Below are 17253 nucleotides of genomic sequence, written 5' to 3'. Positions count from 1 at the left end.
CCTTATAGAGTGTCTTGATATTGTTTTACTAATTCTTTGGTATCAATGACCATATTCATCTCCATTTGACGCTGAGAATAATTGTATATCCACTCAAAAATTGGTGTTGCGGATTGGCGGAAGCTTTGCCAAAAATTCATATGTTGTTCAGTCACCTCTTCGATTTCATCCACTGATAACTTGCCAGTTACAATGTTTCGCCAAGAGGTGTGACATTCTTTAGTTAAGTCATTAGCGATGTTTAAATTTTGCCTATTCGTTATCCACTCATCTAGAAGCACGGAGATAAAGGGCGTAAATGGTGCAATAGTAAATATGATTGATTGGGATATTGTGTAGTTCAGGAGTAGGGCTAAGACAATTGGACTTACTATACTTGCAGCTAAAAGTGCAGTTAACAATGCTTGATACTTCTTACGAAGTTCACTTTCCCATGCAAAAGTTGAGTACGTCGCTATTACTTTTGCAACAGAGAACGGTACTGTGTCCAGTGAAGTCGACCACCAGTTTTCAAGTTCCTGTTTGTCGCTTGGTGTATTGCGAATCTGTTTCTGACTCAACTCAATGATTTTGCTTTTTGGGAGTTCGATATGGGTGGGTCTTACTCCGACAGCCATAACTAAATAATCATGCAAACGTTGAAGCGTACAACCTATATCGATCCATTTTGTAACTTGCAGCTTACCAAAGCTGCCTGCGAAGACTGATGCTAGAAGCAAACTCACAACATAAGGTGTCGGATCTATCTCTGGGGTGCCGTTGGAAAAAATATACGCTGACGCTACTGTTTGTACGACAGCAAACAGCAATGTAGTTGACCATATTGCTGTTTTCCAAGCTTTTGCTTTTTTGTAGGCAAAGCGAAATGCTGTGCCAGCCTCAATGGCCTCAGTACTTTTCTGATTAGCTATGATATTTGTCATTTTTTATCCATATTGTGGGAAGTCGTTACCAAACACCTTGCGCCACTCTCCAATTGCTTTTTTGTGGTCTTCTTCTTTCTCAAACTCGCGGGCTGCTAGGGCTGTATTAAAATCTTTTTCCGCCTTTCGCGAAATTTTAGTCTTTTCGTCCCAAGATAAAGTGTTCAAATTTCCTTGAATTCCTTTTGGATCATTAACATTCCACCAAATGTTGTCTTTTATGTATTGAAGGACATTGATGATGTTGATGTCGACGAACAGGCTTGCTTCGCCTTTTTCCGCAAAATAATTAAGAACCAAATTCTCTAAGAGATAAGACGACATTGAAGGCATCGTCGCTCTACGTTGCCAGTATTTAATTGCTCGGATCGCATTAAGAACATGACCACCACATTGCTGATTGATGTCAGTGACTCGCTGGCTATCTAGTCTTGGGTCTGTCTTTATCCAGTGACCGTTGCCGTCAGGAATGATGTAAAAGGTTTTTCCGTCGGCATCTTCAGTGGTAAAAAAGGCTGGAACGATGTCAAAATTCCAGTCATAACTTGTTAGTTTAAGTGTTGCTGCGTTTTGATTTCTGTGTAGTTCTGCTTTGCTATAGTGATTCAGTTCAGTCAATTTGCTAACAAACTGATTGATGACCTTACGCGAGTTGAGGCGATATGAGTAGTCATGGCGAAAGTTCTTATACTCAGGGGATTCAGTCGGTGTATTGATGTATACAGTGCCGTCAAAACTCTCTTCCCATGTGCAGCCATGTGCCGACAGTGTGAAAATCATATCTATATCATCCAAGGGACGAATTTTCGTTCGTCTCGCAAAAGAACCAAAATTGATATCCTTATCGCTGTAAAGCGGAAAGAAATCAGTTAGCCCTTTTACTTGCCCTTTCAAATAATCTCTGCTGGAACGCGCTGTGGTTGTTTTCTTACTATCAAGATTGACATTGTCAGCCATAAATTGATTAAACGCAGAATTTACAGTTGTCGGCATATACCCTCCATGTATTTTAAATGCATCACTAGAGATGATGCTCTTTTTCTAGATTACGTTGACATTTCGTTCATCGTCAAGCATTATTTTTGCATCACATGAAATGATGCAGGTTTGTTTTTTTGCTTGTAACACTAAAAGAAATCGCGGTAGTTCGATCTGGCCATTCTTTCCGAGGTTCGATAGAAGAAGTCTTAAATGGGAATGGCTATGTCATTCAAACCAGAGATCAAAGCGCAGATGGGAAAATAAGTTGGTCGAAGCTTGTTCGTGCCGATGTGGTTGGGCGAAAAGAGCCTGAATGGCTTCAAGCGGGCGACGTAATATTTGCGGCGCGTGGAATAAGAAACCTTGCATCTTGGGTATCAGAAGGCGATTTGAGCGTGCTAGAGCTACCAGTGATCTGCTCGCCGCACTATTTTCAGATTCGCTTGAACTCCACAATAACGCTATTGCCAGAGTTTCTTGCATGGCAACTCAATCAATCGGTCGCACAACGTCATTTTCAGCAATCTGCCGAGGGTACAATGCAAGTGAGTATTCGACGTTCGGTACTAGAGGAAACGCCAATCACAATTCCGCCATTAGAAACGCAGCGAAAAGTGGTGTCGTTAAGCCAGCGAGCACATCGAGAAGAGCAAATATACCAAGAGTTAATCCAGTTACGACGGATGGAGATGCAAGCCATCGCCAATCAAGTTTTAAACGAACAATCAAAAAATAAGAGATAGAAAATGCCAAACTCTCCAATCAATCAAGATGAAATCAACAAAGCCGTCTGGTCGGCGTGCGATACGTTCCGTGGCACCGTAGATCCATCTATCTACAAAGACTTCATCTTGACCATGCTGTTCTTAAAATACATCTCAGATGTACGCCAAGACAAAGTCGAAGAACTCACCACTCAGTTTGGTGGCAACCAAGACATGATCGAAGCCATGCTTGCTAGCCAGTCATTCAAAATTCCAGCAGGTTCAACATTCTGGGATTTGTACGATGCACGTAATACCGCAGGTAACGGTACTCGTATTGACCAAGCGCTGCACGCAATTGAAGAAGCCAACGGCACCAAACTAAAAGGCGTGTTCCAAGACATCAGCTTTAACACAGATAAACTGGGAGATGAAAAGCAAAAGAACGACATTCTACGCCACCTATTGGAAGACTTTGGTAAGCCAACCCTAAACCTACGTCCTAGCCGTGTTGGTTCGTTGGATGTGATTGGTAACGCATACGAATATCTGATCAAACACTTTGCCGCAGGCAGTGGAAAATCGGCAGGTGAATTCTATACCCCGCCAGAGGTGTCGGATCTACTTTCTATCATCCTAGAGCCACAACAAGGCGATAGCATCTGTGATCCTGCATGTGGTTCAGGCTCGCTATTAATGAAGTGTGGCAAACAAGTTCAAAAGAACTTTGGCGGCTCTAAGCAATATGCTCTGTTTGGTCAAGAGGCAATTGGCTCAACATGGTCTCTGGCAAAAATGAACATGTTCCTGCATGGCGAAGACAACCACCGCATTGAATGGGGCGACACAATTCGTAACCCCAAGCTTCAAGATGCTAACGGTGGCTTATTGCACTTTGACGTGGTAACCGCAAACCCGCCATTTTCGTTAGATAAATGGGGACATGAAGACGCAGAAAGCGATCACTTTGGTCGTTTCCGACGTGGCGTACCACCGAAAACCAAAGGCGACTATGCCTTCATTTCGCACATGATTGAAACCCTAAAGCCAGAGACTGGTCGAATGGGTGTAGTGGTGCCTCATGGTGTGCTATTCCGTGCATCGAGTGAGGGCAAAATCCGCCAACAACTGATTGAAGAAAACCTGCTAGATGCCGTGATCGGCTTACCTGAAAAACTGTTCTTCGGTACAGGTATTCCTGCGGCAATTTTGATCTTCAAGAAGAAGAAAGACACCAACGATGTGATGTTCATTGATGCTTCACGTGAGTTTAAGTCAGGCAAAAACCAGAACGTTCTGACACAAGAGAACATCGACAAGATTGTGAAGACCTACCGCAGTGGCGACAACGTTGATAAGTACGCGTATGTTGCAACCCTCGATGAGATCCGTGAGAACGACTACAACCTCAACATTCCTCGCTACGTGGATACGTTTGAAGAAGAAGCGGAAATTGATTTGATGGCAGTTCGCACTGAGCGTTTGGCGCTGCAAGCTGAGTTAGCCGATCTAGAAGCGGAAATGGCGGGCTACCTAGAGGAGTTGGGTTATGGTGCCTAATGGTTTCCAACATGTCATTGGTTTAGGTAACTTTCCTTGTGACTGGTTAATTTCTAGTGCAGATGAAATTACCGAAAAGATCACCAAAGGGACAACACCACCTAAAAGTGAAATTGTTGAAGATAGTAATATTCCATTTTTACGAGTGAATAACTTAGGTTTTGATGGGGTTTTAAATTCAAAATCTGAGATGCTTTTTGTTACTAAAAATGCTCACAATGGTTTTCTTTCACGCTCAGTCGCTTATCCTAACGATATATTGATGAATATTGTAGGTCCGCCACTAGGCAAGATTGCAATGCTTGATGACCAGTACCCTGAGTACAATATGAATCAAGCCGTTCTCATCTATAGATGTAAAGAGAAATTAATTGATCATGGGTATTTCTTAAGTTTTTTGGGAAGTGAACTTGCACAGCAATGGCTACAGTCTCGCTCTAAAAAAACGTCAGGGCAACAAAATTTAACCATACAATTGTGTAAAGAGTTGCCAACGCCAGTCCCTCCACTCCCAGAACAACGCAAAATCGCCCAAATCATCTCGACATGGGACAAAGCGATTAGTACTACAGAAAAGCTGGTTGAAACCAGCAAGCGGCAGAAAAAAGCCCTGATGCAGCAGCTTTTGACGGGTAAGAAGCGTTTGGTAAACCCTGAAGCGGATCAGGCGTTTGAGGGTGAGTGGGAAGAGGTTAAGTTAACAGAATTGTGCAAAATTGGAACAGGTAAGAAAGATGCAAATCATGGCTCTTCAAGCGGCAAATATCCTTTTTTCACTTGTGCAAAACGACCAATTTTGAGTTCTTCTTATTCCTATGATTTTGAAGCACTATTAATAGCTGGCAATGGCGTCATAGGTACAACTCACTATTACAAGGGCAAATTTGAAGCTTATCAACGAACTTACATTCTTAGTGAGTTTAGAGCTGTATTCGTAGCTTATTTACACCATTGGATAAACTTTTACTTGAAGAGAGATGTAGACCGAGAAAAGCAACATGGAGCAATGCCATATATCAAAGTAGGAATGCTGCAAAACTTCAAAGTTAAGTTGGGTAGTTATTCTGAACAACAAAAAATCGCCTCAGTTCTCACTTCTGCCGACAAAGAAGTCGAGTTATTAGAAGCCAAGCTTGCACACTTCAAGCAAGAGAAAAAGGCGTTGATGCAGCAGTTGTTGACAGGAAAAAGAAGAGTCAAAGTTGCTGAAACCGAAGCCGCTTAACTAACGCATCTTTTGACGACCGATACAGAGCTTGTTTAGCAAGCCCTGATTAACAATAAGAACAATGTCATAGGCTAAGTATGGAACCATTATCTTCTAGTGAACCTAAGCATCACGCACCGAATTTCAAAGAAGAGCAAAGTGCAAAAATCCCAGCGTTAACTTTGCTCACCAACCTTGGTTATCAGTTTATTCCGCCGAGTGAATGCCTGGCGATGCGTGGCAACAAAACCACCGTAATTTTGCCGCAGGTGTTACGCAAAGTATTGAGCTTTAAAACTTATTCATTCATGGGTAAAGAGCGCCATTTATCGAAAGCTGCAATTGATAAAATCGTACAAGAACTGGCTAACCCTGCTATGAATGAAGGGCTAAAAGCGGCCAATGAAAAGCTCTATAACGCGTTAACTTATGGCATTAGCGTAACGGAATTTGTCGAGGGTAAAAAAGCCAACCCAACCATTCAAATCATCGATTGGGACACGCCTGAAAACAACCAATTTCATTTCACCGAAGAGATGGAAGTTGATAACGCCCGTGGTACAGGTAAACGCATTCCTGATGTGATCTGTTTCGTTAATGGCTTGCCGTGGGTGGTGATAGAGGCCAAACGTCCTGATAGCAGCATCAATGGCAAACCCACCATCACCGAAGGTATTTCGCAAAACATCCGCAACCAAAAAGTAGATGAAATCCCTCATCTGTTTGCTTACAGCCAACTGTTGTTGTCCATCAATGGTCATGATGGCTTATACGGTACGTGCGGCACACCTGAGAAGTTCTGGGCGAAATGGAAAGAAGAAGAAATCACCGAAAGCACCTTTGAACGCCTTAAGAACACGCCACTGAATGACGCGCAACTGAATGCGATTTTCAGCCATCGCACGCCAGCAATCAAAGACGAATATCTATCACTGATTGCAGGCGGTGATTTGGTGGTGACAGACCAAGATCGCTTATTGGTATCCTTGCTGCGCCATGATCGCTTACTAGAGCTTACCCGTTTATTTACCCTGTTTGATAAAAAAGCAGGCAAGATTGTTGCGCGTTATCAGCAAGTGTTTGGTATCAAAGCCTTAGTGGAACGCATCACCTCTTTTGATGACAAAGGCGCACGTAATGGCGGTGTGATCTGGCATACCACAGGTTCAGGCAAATCATTCACTATGGTGTTTTTGTCAAAAGCACTGATTTGGCTAAAAGAGTTAGCGAAATGCCGCGTTGTGGTTGTGACTGACCGTGTGGATTTAGAAGATCAGCTTGCTCGTACCTTTGCCTCTGGTGGCGCACTGTCAGATAAAGACAAAAAAGATGCGATGGCAACCACTGGCAAACGCCTTGCAGAGCAAATCGGTAAAGGCAATGAGCGTATCATCTTCTCGATCATCAACAAGTTTGGTACGGCGATTAACCTACCAGAATGCTACAACGATAGCCCTGACATTATCGTATTAGTGGATGAGGGACACCGTAGCCAGAACGGTGAAAACAATATCCGAATGCAACAAGCCTTGCCAAAAGCCGCTTACATCGGTTTTACAGGTACGCCTCTGCTGCAAGACGATAAAACCGAGAACAAGTTCGGTAAGATCATCCACTCTTACACCATGCAGCAAGCTGTCGAAGATGGCACTGTTACGCCGTTGTTGTACGAAGAGCGTAAACCTGATCTGAGCACCAACGACAAAGCCATTGATGCATGGTTTGACCGTATTACCGATACCCTATCGGAAAAGCAACGCAGCGATCTAAAACGTAAGTTCGCTCAAAAAGGTCAGATCTATCAAACTGAAGGGCGATTAGAGCTAATTGCGCACGATATTTCTGATCACTTCCAGAACTTTAAGCAACAAGGTTTGAAAGGACAACTGGCGTGTGATTCTAAAGCCGCTGCGATCCGCTATAAGAAGCTTCTCGATCAAATCGGTAAAGTCACTTCAGTTGTTGCGATGTCGCCACCTGATACCCGCGAGGGACACGATAACGTCGATAATGAAAGTACCGATCTGGTGCAAAATTGGTGGAAGGAGAACGTCGTACAAAAAGGCTGGAACGATGAAAAAGCCTACACCAAGCATATCATTGCAGAATTTGAAAAGGATGAAGGCCCCGACATTATGATCGTGGTCGATAAGCTGTTAACGGGCTTTGATGAGCCTAAAAACACGGTGCTCTATATCGACAAGCCTTTAAAACAGCACAACCTTATTCAAGCCATTGCACGGGTTAACCGCCTACACAGCAAAAAGCAGTTCGGTTATTTGATTGATTATCGTGGCATCCTCAAAGAGCTGGACATCACCATTGAGAAGTACCAAGACTTGGCTGAACGTACCCAAGGCGGCTTTGATATAGATGATCTCAAAGGCTTGTATAACCGCATGGATACCGAGTACAAGAAGTTGCCAGGTTTGTATGATGACCTTTGGGCAATTTTTTCTGGTGTGAAGAACAAGCAAGATGGACAAGCACTTCGTCAGGCTTTGGCACCTAAAATTGATACCATTGATGGTCAACTAACGGATACCAACCTGAAGTTACGTAATGATTTTTATGATGCGCTGACTGCGTTTGCTAACTGCTTAAAAGTAGCACTTCAATCAGCGACATACTTTGAAGATAAGAGCTTCGACAATAAGCGAGAATTATACAAGAACACACTGAAATCCATGAGCCAACTGCGCCAGCAAGTACGTGCTGACGCTGAGGAAACTGTGGACTACGACGAGTATTCGGAAAATATTCGCGCCATGTTAGACAAGCACATTGCAGGTGTGTCGATTGAAGAGCCAGAAGGCGCTTATCTGGTCGGTAACATGGGTAAAGATGCCAAACCAGAGCAGATGACTGATGATGAAGCCAAAAACAAAAAGGATGTCATTACAGGTCGTGTGACCAAGATGATTGAGCAAGATTTGGCAGATGATCCGTATGCCCAAGAGTATTTCTCAAACTTGTTAAAGCAAGCCATCGAGAAAACCAAGGAGATGTTTGATAGCCCTGTTAAGCAGTATCTTCTGTTTGCCGACTTCGAGCAGCAGGTCAAAGACCGTGATGTAGCAGGATTACCAACGGATCGCTTTGCAGAGCTTGACCCTAGAATCAAACGCCATGTTCAAGCCTACTTTGGACTGTTCTTAAAAGTATTAGGAGAGCCGTTGCCTCTAACGGAAGACCAATGTTTTCAGTATGCGTTAGACATTGATGGCATTGTGCGTAAAGCGGTTGCTGAGTTTTCAATTAACCCATCGGAGATTGAAAACCAGATCCGTTTAGGGCTATTGCCACTGCTGTTCGCTGATGTGGGTATCGATAAAGCGCAAGCTATTATTACAGATGTCATTCAAATCACCCGTCTTGGCCTGTCTGGTAACAATAAGTCAGGTCACTAAGCATGACTTCTATTAACCATCAAGAAGGCAATACCGAGGAATACAGCTTCATCTATGGTGATGAAGCTGTTACCTATGAGGTGATCCGCAAGGTATTTGCTGAAGGCAAGAAAAAGAAAATCACCATCCGAGTGCATCCAGATTGCCGAGTGGTTGTCACTGCGCCTCAAGATGCTGAGAAATCCGCAATCCATGAAGCGGTCATGCAACGCGCTCAATGGATTTGGAATGCACTGGTCGAGTTTCGAACTCACTTAGAATATGTGCAAACCAAACACTACGTGAGCGGCGAGATGCAATTCTATCTAGGCCGCCGCTATGTGTTAAAGGTGGTTGAAGACAGAGATGCCATTTCCAACGTGAAGATGGAACGAGGCAAGTTGTTAGTCACGCTTAACCGATTTAATGAAGATAAGCCAAAGCTCGTTAAAGCACTGGTGTCTGGTTGGTATGGCGTTCGTGCAGAGCGCGTATTTCATGAACGCTTAGCAGAGCTTTTACCGCAGGCTACGTGGGTAGAAGGCATTCCTTCATTTCGAATCATGCCAATGCAAAAACAATGGGGAAGCTGCTCAGCCAAAGGTACGTTGATGCTTAACCCTCACCTGATCAAAGCTCCTAAAGAGTGTATTGATTATGTGATATTGCATGAACTTTGCCACATCGCAGAATACAACCACAGCGAGCGTTTTTGGCGCTTATTAACGAGCGTGATGCCGAACTGGAAAGAAGTGAAAAGCAAGCTAGATGGTATGGCGGAGTTGTATTTGAATGAGTGATGATTTTGATTGTGAACTAGCGGAACTGCTGCGAAAGCAAGTGCCTAATGATGAATCGATACACAGTACCTTGCTTAGAACATTATTAGCGTATGATCCTAATATCAAGCCTATAGGTGTAATTGGTAACTCAGGTCTGTGGATGGATGCTCCTTTTGTTCAGAAGCAGTATCAGTTCCTTTTCTATCGCTATCCTGACCATGTGTTATTAGAAACTATAGATACGAGTTTGTCTGTGAATGGTAATCATAACTGCCTTTTTGATAACCCTGCCTATTACACTTATCGAGTTGAGTCTACTTTTTTTAGTGGGCGAAAAACTAGAAATCGAGCCTCGTCTTCAACGAAGATAAGGTATTGTTTGTCTTGTATAGAAGAGAGTATTGATAGTGTTGGCTATGGGTATTTTCGGCATTTTTGGGATCGTTCAAATTTGTGCCTTATTCATGGGCAGCCACTTAAAGAACTACCCGAATTAGGGTTTGCTAAAACACTAAAAGCCGTAAAACGGCTGTTTAATGCAAAAGACTGTAAACAAGCGATAGAGGTGATAGGCTTAGCAAAAAAGCCTAAAGTGACTGCTAAATATTCTCCGAAACCTGCATGGAATGAAACGGGAAGATATTTATTCCCTATTAAATTTGCTCCAGGGTGTTTGATGCCAGCTTTTGCAAAATGGGTTCATAACAACTACTCAAATTTTGAAAACACCACATTACGAGATTTTGCCCAAAAAGTTACAGGTCAGTATCGTGGGTATTATTATCTTTATGAATTTGATTACAGACGAGACTTTGCTGGTATTTTGATGCTTTGCGCAGAGTATGAGCCAGAGTTGTTACATTCGTTCATGGTTAATGAAGTAAGTCTTATTGGTTTAGAGTTGGGGCCAAGAAAGCAAGGAGTTCTCCGAGAAATCTTTGCAAAGCATTCAGTGAGTGATTGTAGTACTTGTGCAGAAAAGTCTTGCATCATGAAAGCACACCAAAGCACTTTCAGTGTAGATGCAACTGAATTGAACCTTAAGAACTTATTTGAAAGCTCTTACACTCTGGCAAGAATATCTATGCAGGGTAGACCTATTAGAACTAGTAAGGATTCGATCTGGGGAGCTATTGATGTTGCTCCAGAAGTTGCCGATAGCAAAGCTTTTAAGAAGGTTGAGTTTCAGCTAAATGAAGTCTGTTACAAATAGTGTACAAACTTTATTATCCCAGGCTTGATTTAGTGTACAAACTTTATTGTGCCTAAACATAATCAAACACCAAACGCAGCCTAACTGCATAAAAGATAAGATACAAAAAGAGCACTGAATAAAAGTCAGTGCTCTTTTTGTATGCCCATAGCGAGTTATTCGTCTTGATACTTTTCGAGTTTGTTATAGAGCGTTTTCACGCTAATGCCTAACTCCTGCGCTGATTCCGTTTTATTGCCTTGATTCTCTTCAAGGGTATTGAGAATGGCGGCTTTTTCTAGCTCTTCTAGTGAAACGCCCGCCGGAACAAGGTCTTCGATGCTGGTGCCTGTTTCCAATGGTGGTGTGTCGAAGATAAGGTGTTCATCTCGGATGGTGTCATCAGCCAAAATAAATGCACGCTCGATCGTGTGTTTGAGCTCACGGACATTACCTGGCCAGTCGTGTGCAGCGATTTTTTGGATCGCAGAGTCAAGAATCGTTTTGGTTTTTGCCTCATTGGCGTTGCGGTGTGCAATAAAGTGCTTGGCCAGACCTACGATATCACCGCCTCGTTCTCGCAGTGGCGGTATCGTTAATGGGAAATGCGATAAGCGGAAAAACAGATCTTCACGCAGGAACTGCTCCTCAATGGCGATTTTAGGATCACGGTTTGTAGCAGCAATGATGCGAGTATTAGCGATATGAACCGTATTACTGCCAACTGGGCGATACTCTCCGGTTTCTAGCACCCGCAATAGCTTCACTTGATGCTCGATAGGCATCTCGGTGATTTCATCTAAAAATAGGGTGCCGCCCTCTGCCTGCTTAAATACACCTTGGTGAGTTTTATTTGCTCCGGTAAAAGCGCCTTTCTCATGGCCAAACAGTTCACTATCAACCAATTCAGGGCTAATGGCACCACAGTTAATCGCTATAAAGGGCTGTTGTTTACGCTCACTCGCTAAGTGGATGGTCTGCGCCACCAGTTCTTTGCCTGATCCACTTTCACCGACAATAAGGACGTTGGCTTCGGTTTTAGCAACGCGCCTGATCATACGATAGAGCTGATGCATCGGAGAGGAAGAGCCGACCAAAAGACCAAATTGGTCAAGATCGCTGGTGGACACTTTACGCCCTTGATCTTGTTTGTGTTGATAGTACTGGCTGACTTCGCTCAGGGTGTCCGTCAGAATGGCAATATCAACGGGCTTTCTGTAGTGAAAAATAGCACCCAAGTTCATCAGCTTATCCAAGTTCTCGTTTGGAGCGCCTGAGCTAATGATGATCAAGTCCATATCGTAGATGTCTTCGATATTAGAAAGACGTTGATAATCTGCACTAGTAAAGTGGGCGACTTCAACAATCGCAACTTCCGGTTTGAGTTGTAGGAAATCTTCAATCCATTGGTCTGCGGCATCGATGTCATGCAGACGAAATTTGTTCAGTTCCTGGCAAGAAGCGATGGCATTTTTAAGTGATGGATCTTGTATTCTTAGAAACAGGCTTGGCATCGACATAGAAATGTCCTCTTTACTATGACAGAAACAATGTACGTGGATTATTCTCACTTCACAAGACAAAATATTGTCAGCATAGATTTAAGGATTTGTTCGGTATTTTTATGTTGTTAGCCCCTTTTTGATATATATCGGTGAGAGCCATCAGTAGATATTTCCTTTTGTTCAGATTTTTATTTTTAAAATAATAATTTTGCTATTAATTGATTCTGGAGAAATAGCCTTTCTGTTTTATCAGGTTATTTCGGCACAAGTGACGGAGGCTTTATCACCGATTAAAAATTACATTTTTTACGTGTAAATAATTCATGCTTATACTTTATTGCTCATCTCATTTTTACCTCTTTTCTTTATTAGTTAATTAAAAACAATAAGTTATAAAGTTGGCACATGGTTTGCTCCTAGGGAAGTGCAACGTCAATAAAGGAGAATTACCATGAATAACATCGCAGCTAAAATTGTACTTACGTCAGTTCTTGCTACTTCATCTACAGCAGTCTTAGCGAGTGATAAATGGGAAAAAGAATCCATGGACGCTTGGCTAGATGGTAAAGCTGAAACCACGCTACTGCTAAACAGCAATCTCAACTCTTTTGATATCAATACCGATGTTGAGAATCAGGTCGTTACCCTTTCTGGTTCGGTAAACAATGATCTTGAAAAATCACTTGCCGAAGAGCTTGTTACTGGTCTTGATGGTGTGAAAAAAGTAAACAACGAATTGTCAGTAGTGAATGAAGGCAAGAAAGAAACTGATTCAGAAGCTTTAGCTACACTGACCGATTCTAAAATCACGACTATAGTTAAAACGCGCCTACTAATGGATACCAATGTGAGTGGTACGGATATTGATGTAACGACAGAACGCAAAACGGTAACGTTGGCAGGTAAAGTTAATTCAGATGCGGAGCATGATCTTGCAATTTCAATTGCAAATAACACCAATGACGTAAATAAGGTGATTGATAAGCTAGAAGTGGTTCAATAATAGCGAGCCGAGTGATTTAACCCACTTTTATTAGGAGGTAACACTATGGTTCGTTGGATGTTTATTTTTCTGGCACTGGCACTAATTTCTGCACTATTAGGCTTTACTGGTATTGCAGGAGCTGCTGCCTCTATCGCGCAAGTGATATTTTACCTATTCCTATTGTCATTAATTGTATCAATAGTGATTGTTCTGCTGGGAAGAAAAAACGTAAATAGATAGGAGATTCCATGCGACTTACGTCATTTATTTACCGTATCGCCGCAGTATTCGGTTTGGTGTTTGCGTTGGCAGCTTGTAGTGAAGAAGGGCCAATGGAACAGGCCGGCAAAAAGATAGATGAAGCCGCCGAAGAAACCCAAAATGCGATTGAAGATGAATGTGAAAACATTAAAGAAAACCTAAACGCTGAAGACCAAGACTGTTAGCCGAATCAGGTTAGGTTTTTACGCATAGCTATGTAAGAGAGGGGCGGTCAATCACCGCCCTTCCTTTTGTCCCAATTGTTTACAATCAGATAAGGAGTCAAAGATGAAAAACATATTTGATGTACTGAAAGAGAGTCATGAAAAGCAGCGCCTTTTACTCGATGCTCTGATGGAAACGTCTGGAGATTCCCCCGCTCGTGAAGAGTTTTATCATAACCTTAAAGAGGAACTCGAACAGCACGCAGCGGCAGAAGAGCGATTTTTCTACGCGCCTTTAATAGATAGCGATAAGACCATTGATCTCACTCGCCATGGCATCGCAGAGCATCATGAAATTGATAAAGTGATTGCACAGCTTGATGCAACCGATATGAGCTCGCCAGCGTGGCTCAACCTAATGAAAACCTTGCGTCACAAAGTGTTGCACCATCTTGAGGAAGAAGAGCAGCGTTTCTTCCAGTTAGCCGGTAAGGTAATGACCGATAAGCAGAAAATGAAACTAGCGAATGGTTATGTTGAAGAGATGGTAAGCTAGGTAGAGTGTTGGACCTTTTCGTGCCATTTCGGCACGGGAAGGCACTCAATCAAGGCGTTTACTCAAGTTCATGTATCCAAGCTCAATCCCCCGCGTATTCTAACTTCCACTAAAAAGTGCACTCGCTGAAGGCAAGGAGAGCGAATGTTTATCATCAAATATTATATTCTTGGCGCTCTGATCAGTTTATTGGCCGCTATCCATACGCCTCAAATTATCGTTAGTTTGCTGTTCTTATGGATATCGCTTTCTTTAGCGTTGGTCAGCGTAGCCTACGTATTCGACATTCCCTCTATTTTTAGAAAAAACCAAGATGGCAAGATTGTCAGGTGGATTCGCTGGGCATTCATCCCATTTCTATTGGGGGCTAGAGCGTATAACGCCTGGGAAAGACGGCGTGATACAGTGCCTCCAATCCAAAAAGTCAGTGACAATTTATACCTATCTCGCCGTTTGTTTCAGAGTGACTTAGATTTTCTCGAATCCAATGAGATCTCTTGTATTGTCGATGTCACCGCAGAATTTGCAGGCCTTGAAAGCGCGATGACCGACAAGCAGTTTCATTACCTTTCGATTCCGGTACTCGACCACAAAGCCCCAACGCTAGAGCGTCTTCGCCATGCGATTAACTGGATTGATACTCAAATCTCGTGCTCGCGGGCCGTGGTTGTGCATTGTGCGTTAGGGCGTGGTCGTTCAGTGTTTGTTGTGGCGGCGTATTTATTAAGTAAAGACCCGTCACTGACGGTTGAATCCGTGATGAAAAAAATCAATGACGTACGCAGTACCGCGAGATTGAATAAATTACAGATTAGAACGTTACGAGCGATCAGTGAAAAAGGCGTGCTAGGGCTGGATCAATCCACTTGGATGGTGGTTAACCCTGTTGCAGGTGGCGGAAAATGGGAGGAAAACGAACAGCACTTGATTCGTGAACTAACCAAAAAATATCGCTTGAGTATTCATCAAACCACCACAAACTTCAGCGCCGAGCAGCTAACACAACAGGCAAAAGAAAGTGGAGCTAAGCAAATCATCGTAGCTGGTGGCGATGGCACAGTAACAGAGGTGGCGAGCCAATTGGTGGATACCGACCTAAAACTCGGTATTGTTCCGCTCGGAACTGCCAATGCGTTATGTCATGTGCTCTATGGCGTTGGCGCAAAATTCTCACCGGTCGAAAAAGCGTGTGAAGCGTTGCTTGGCGGACACTGCCAACGTATTGATACTGCGGACTGCAATCAGCGGCTTATTTTATTGGTCTTAGGTATTGGGCTAGAACAGAAGATGATCGAGCACGCTCAGCGAGAAGAGAAAAATGTTTTTGGACAACTCGCTTACCTCACTGGCTTTTTTAATGCTGTAGTGGCGGAAGAAACGCAAGCTTTAACCGTTTCGTTAGACGCTCCAACTGAAGATGGAAACCACGACAATAATACACAAACGCTTGAAGTCCATAGTTTTGTCGTTGCGAATATCGCTCCATTTAGTACGTTGCTTGCCCAAGGTGGTGATGCGCCGCAGCCTGATGATGGCAAGCTGCATATCACATATTTAGATAACACCGAGTCTTTAGGCGGACGTCTTATCGCCTTGTCGGATCTGACATTAACGAGCGTAGGCGCACAGGAAGAATCGACACATTTTCAATACGCGACGGCTCAGAGCGTCACTATTTCTGCGAATAAACCGATTGAGTATGTGATTGATGGTGAACTGTATTCTGATGAGCAACTAGCAATCAAGCTGCGTCCAAAGTCATTGAACGTATTTGTTCCAAGCCAGAGACGTAAATCAGCTTCGCTTTAACACTGTAATCCGCGGATAACGCGCCATTTGCTTCGTATTCTACATGGCGCTTTTTCTGTGTTGTTTGATGATTTGGTGTGCGTCGTAAAAAGGCTATCAAGGTCGCTGCGTAGTAGATGCAGCGGCTTTTTTTCTACCTGCACCTTTTACTAGGTTGATTGGGGATGTGGTTTAAACAAAGTGAAAGAAGGGCGAGTACAATTACTCACCATGAGGTAAGTGCTTTTCAATTTCATCGTTTTCAACTTGTAAAGCAGCTAACCAATAAGAAACAAGTGCGGTTAAGTTGGTGTCGTCAATGGCTCTAAGCAGGGCTTTTAAATCATCTAACAGTAATTTATTCATAAAATGCATTTCTTTGTAATTACCTAACTCGGCAACGCCGTATTCGGTGGCATTTTCTGCAATGAATTGTTCACCATCTTGATCGAAGAACAGCTTCGCCATCTTTTTGATCATCACTTTTTCTATTTTCACGAATCGATATGCCGCTCTTGCGAGTGTCATATGTGATTGCGGGTTAACGAGAGGCAAACACGTTTGGCGATGGTGTGTCATTTTTACGAGTAGCTCCCTTACTCGATTGTTATCCAATGTCATAGTGACCTCTTTATTTATGACTATTGTCGTGGGACATTTCTCGTGATGGTTATGTTAATGCGCCTGTGGGCTTGTCAGAAATGGCCAAAGCAAGTTGGCCATTTCTTTGCTCAATACTGAGCTTTATTGCAAAGGCGACCACCAAGTTTTAGCTAATAAGGCTGATGCTGCTGAGTTTTTCTTTGCAGCTTTTTATATCGCTACGAACTTTCAGCAGAACCGAGTTATCCGCCTGCTCTGGGTGGGAAGTAATCAAATTCTCAATCTCTTTGAGTACCTTGCTTTCGACACCTTCAAGCTGTTCTAAATACATAGACTCTTTGTCAGAGGACACTTCCTTCATCACGTCGCTGTAGACCTCACGCGCCTTGATGGTGTAGGAAACCGGAGTGTCGTCGGCAGATTCTTCATTGTTACTTGCTAGAGAGTAGGGAGTGAGCTCAATGACTGCACGCTCACGTACTCTGAGCAGTTCTACCAACACATTATTCAAAGAAGTGTTGTCGATGTTCTCGATGGCCTTGTTGTAAATTTCATTTCCGCTTTCGATAAGCTCAATGATTGAGGCGATGTTTTCATTTTTCATATGCCACTCCTTATTTACTGGTGATAGGGGTGTTTGAGCGTATGGAATA

The 17253-nt window shown here is 43.1% G+C and carries 16 protein-coding genes; 11 read left to right on the top strand and 5 right to left on the bottom strand.

Translation table 11 applies throughout. From position 1 onward, the window contains the following. Positions 1-2 precede the first annotated feature (2 nt). On the bottom strand, positions 3-923 hold the full coding sequence (locus R8N46_RS12915; RefSeq protein WP_157629874.1) for an S-4TM family putative pore-forming effector: 921 nt from the start codon (positions 921-923) through the stop codon (positions 3-5). 3 nt (positions 924-926) lie between these two features. Continuing rightward, on the bottom strand, positions 927-1916 hold the full coding sequence (locus R8N46_RS12910) for an SMODS domain-containing nucleotidyltransferase (RefSeq protein WP_318098391.1): 990 nt from the start codon (positions 1914-1916) through the stop codon (positions 927-929). 122 nt (positions 1917-2038) lie between these two features. Here R8N46_RS12910 and R8N46_RS12905 point away from each other — a divergent pair, with 122 nt between their 5' ends. The 6 genes from R8N46_RS12905 (at position 2039) to R8N46_RS12880 (ending at position 10759) form a co-directional block, all read left to right on the top strand. Further along, positions 2039-2647, top strand: a complete 609-nt coding sequence (locus R8N46_RS12905) for a restriction endonuclease subunit S (RefSeq protein ID WP_318098392.1) — start codon at positions 2039-2041, stop codon at positions 2645-2647. A 3-nt stretch (positions 2648-2650) separates the two neighbouring features. Further along, a complete protein-coding gene (locus R8N46_RS12900) occupies positions 2651-4168 on the top strand; it encodes a type I restriction-modification system subunit M (protein ID WP_318098393.1) in 1518 nt (505 codons plus the stop codon). Then, the gene (locus R8N46_RS12895; RefSeq protein ID WP_318098394.1) at positions 4158-5393 is read left to right on the top strand and encodes a restriction endonuclease subunit S; all 1236 of its coding nucleotides are present in this window, start codon (positions 4158-4160) and stop codon (positions 5391-5393) included. The genes R8N46_RS12900 and R8N46_RS12895 overlap by 11 nt, the downstream gene beginning before the upstream one ends. Positions 5394-5473: 80 nt before the next feature. Further along, positions 5474-8785 carry an HsdR family type I site-specific deoxyribonuclease gene (locus tag R8N46_RS12890; RefSeq protein WP_318098395.1) on the top strand — a complete coding sequence of 1104 codons (3312 nt, stop codon included), beginning with the start codon at positions 5474-5476 and terminating at the stop codon, positions 8783-8785. Positions 8786-8787: 2 nt separating this feature from the next. Then, positions 8788-9564 (top strand): SprT family zinc-dependent metalloprotease, encoded by a 777-nt coding sequence (locus R8N46_RS12885; RefSeq protein WP_318098396.1) that lies wholly within the window; start codon positions 8788-8790, stop codon positions 9562-9564. After that, positions 9557-10759 carry a hypothetical protein gene (locus R8N46_RS12880; protein WP_318098397.1) on the top strand — a complete coding sequence of 401 codons (1203 nt, stop codon included), beginning with the start codon at positions 9557-9559 and terminating at the stop codon, positions 10757-10759. Before R8N46_RS12885 ends, R8N46_RS12880 begins: the two co-directional genes overlap by 8 nt. Positions 10760-10914: 155 nt before the next feature. On the opposite strand, the gene R8N46_RS12875 is transcribed toward R8N46_RS12880, so the two are convergent. Continuing rightward, on the bottom strand, positions 10915-12258 hold the full coding sequence (locus tag R8N46_RS12875) for a sigma-54 interaction domain-containing protein (protein WP_005382945.1): 1344 nt from the start codon (positions 12256-12258) through the stop codon (positions 10915-10917). 436 nt (positions 12259-12694) lie between these two features. Here R8N46_RS12875 and R8N46_RS12870 point away from each other — a divergent pair, with 436 nt between their 5' ends. The 5 genes from R8N46_RS12870 to R8N46_RS12850 all read left to right on the top strand — a co-directional run bounded on the left by R8N46_RS12870 (position 12695) and on the right by R8N46_RS12850 (position 16018). Next, complete coding sequence (locus tag R8N46_RS12870) at positions 12695-13246, top strand: BON domain-containing protein (protein ID WP_005379174.1); 552 nt, start codon at positions 12695-12697, stop codon at positions 13244-13246. 45 nt (positions 13247-13291) lie between these two features. Further along, complete coding sequence (locus tag R8N46_RS12865) at positions 13292-13468, top strand: DUF1328 family protein (protein WP_005379177.1); 177 nt, start codon at positions 13292-13294, stop codon at positions 13466-13468. A gap of 8 nt (positions 13469-13476) precedes the next feature. Then, positions 13477-13674 (top strand): hypothetical protein, encoded by a 198-nt coding sequence (locus R8N46_RS12860; protein ID WP_005379178.1) that lies wholly within the window; start codon positions 13477-13479, stop codon positions 13672-13674. Positions 13675-13777: 103 nt separating this feature from the next. Beyond that, a complete protein-coding gene (locus R8N46_RS12855; RefSeq protein WP_054702498.1) occupies positions 13778-14209 on the top strand; it encodes a hemerythrin domain-containing protein in 432 nt (143 codons plus the stop codon). Between the two features lie 144 nt (positions 14210-14353). After that, entirely contained in the window at positions 14354-16018 is a 1665-nt protein-coding gene (locus R8N46_RS12850) for a diacylglycerol kinase family protein (RefSeq protein WP_170897634.1), read from the top strand. A gap of 201 nt (positions 16019-16219) precedes the next feature. Here R8N46_RS12850 and R8N46_RS12845 read toward each other — a convergent pair whose 3' ends face one another. Beyond that, the gene (locus R8N46_RS12845; RefSeq protein WP_213972338.1) at positions 16220-16618 is read right to left on the bottom strand and encodes a hypothetical protein; all 399 of its coding nucleotides are present in this window, start codon (positions 16616-16618) and stop codon (positions 16220-16222) included. A gap of 148 nt (positions 16619-16766) precedes the next feature. Continuing rightward, on the bottom strand, positions 16767-17204 hold the full coding sequence (locus R8N46_RS12840; protein ID WP_005379194.1) for a DUF2383 domain-containing protein: 438 nt from the start codon (positions 17202-17204) through the stop codon (positions 16767-16769). Between the last annotated feature and the right edge of the window lie 49 nt (positions 17205-17253).

Origin of the sequence: Vibrio sp. 1874 (assembly GCF_033344395.1) — a bacterium.
In the GTDB taxonomy this organism is placed as follows: Bacteria; Pseudomonadota; Gammaproteobacteria; order Enterobacterales; family Vibrionaceae; genus Vibrio; species Vibrio alginolyticus.
This window is presented reverse-complemented; position numbering and strand designations above follow the sequence as displayed.

Bases quoted from the DNA above. Each gene is read 5' to 3' on its own strand.
- R8N46_RS12885 (WP_318098396.1), top strand. From the start codon at position 8,788: ATGACTTCTATTAACCATCAAGAAGGCAATACCGAGGAATACAGCTTC.
- R8N46_RS12915 (WP_157629874.1), bottom strand. From the start codon at position 923: ATGACAAATATCATAGCTAATCAGAAAAGTACTGAGGCCATTGAGGCT.
- R8N46_RS12875 (WP_005382945.1), bottom strand. From the start codon at position 12,258: ATGTCGATGCCAAGCCTGTTTCTAAGAATACAAGATCCATCACTTAAA.
- R8N46_RS12850 (WP_170897634.1), top strand. From the start codon at position 14,354: ATGTTTATCATCAAATATTATATTCTTGGCGCTCTGATCAGTTTATTG.
- R8N46_RS12900 (WP_318098393.1), top strand. From the start codon at position 2,651: ATGCCAAACTCTCCAATCAATCAAGATGAAATCAACAAAGCCGTCTGG.
- R8N46_RS12870 (WP_005379174.1), top strand. From the start codon at position 12,695: ATGAATAACATCGCAGCTAAAATTGTACTTACGTCAGTTCTTGCTACT.
- R8N46_RS12895 (WP_318098394.1), top strand. From the start codon at position 4,158: ATGGTGCCTAATGGTTTCCAACATGTCATTGGTTTAGGTAACTTTCCT.
- R8N46_RS12910 (WP_318098391.1), bottom strand. From the start codon at position 1,916: ATGCCGACAACTGTAAATTCTGCGTTTAATCAATTTATGGCTGACAAT.
- R8N46_RS12840 (WP_005379194.1), bottom strand. From the start codon at position 17,204: ATGAAAAATGAAAACATCGCCTCAATCATTGAGCTTATCGAAAGCGGA.
- R8N46_RS12855 (WP_054702498.1), top strand. From the start codon at position 13,778: ATGAAAAACATATTTGATGTACTGAAAGAGAGTCATGAAAAGCAGCGC.
- R8N46_RS12845 (WP_213972338.1), bottom strand. From the start codon at position 16,618: ATGACATTGGATAACAATCGAGTAAGGGAGCTACTCGTAAAAATGACA.
- R8N46_RS12865 (WP_005379177.1), top strand. From the start codon at position 13,292: ATGGTTCGTTGGATGTTTATTTTTCTGGCACTGGCACTAATTTCTGCA.
- R8N46_RS12860 (WP_005379178.1), top strand. From the start codon at position 13,477: ATGCGACTTACGTCATTTATTTACCGTATCGCCGCAGTATTCGGTTTG.
- R8N46_RS12880 (WP_318098397.1), top strand. From the start codon at position 9,557: ATGAGTGATGATTTTGATTGTGAACTAGCGGAACTGCTGCGAAAGCAA.
- R8N46_RS12890 (WP_318098395.1), top strand. From the start codon at position 5,474: ATGGAACCATTATCTTCTAGTGAACCTAAGCATCACGCACCGAATTTC.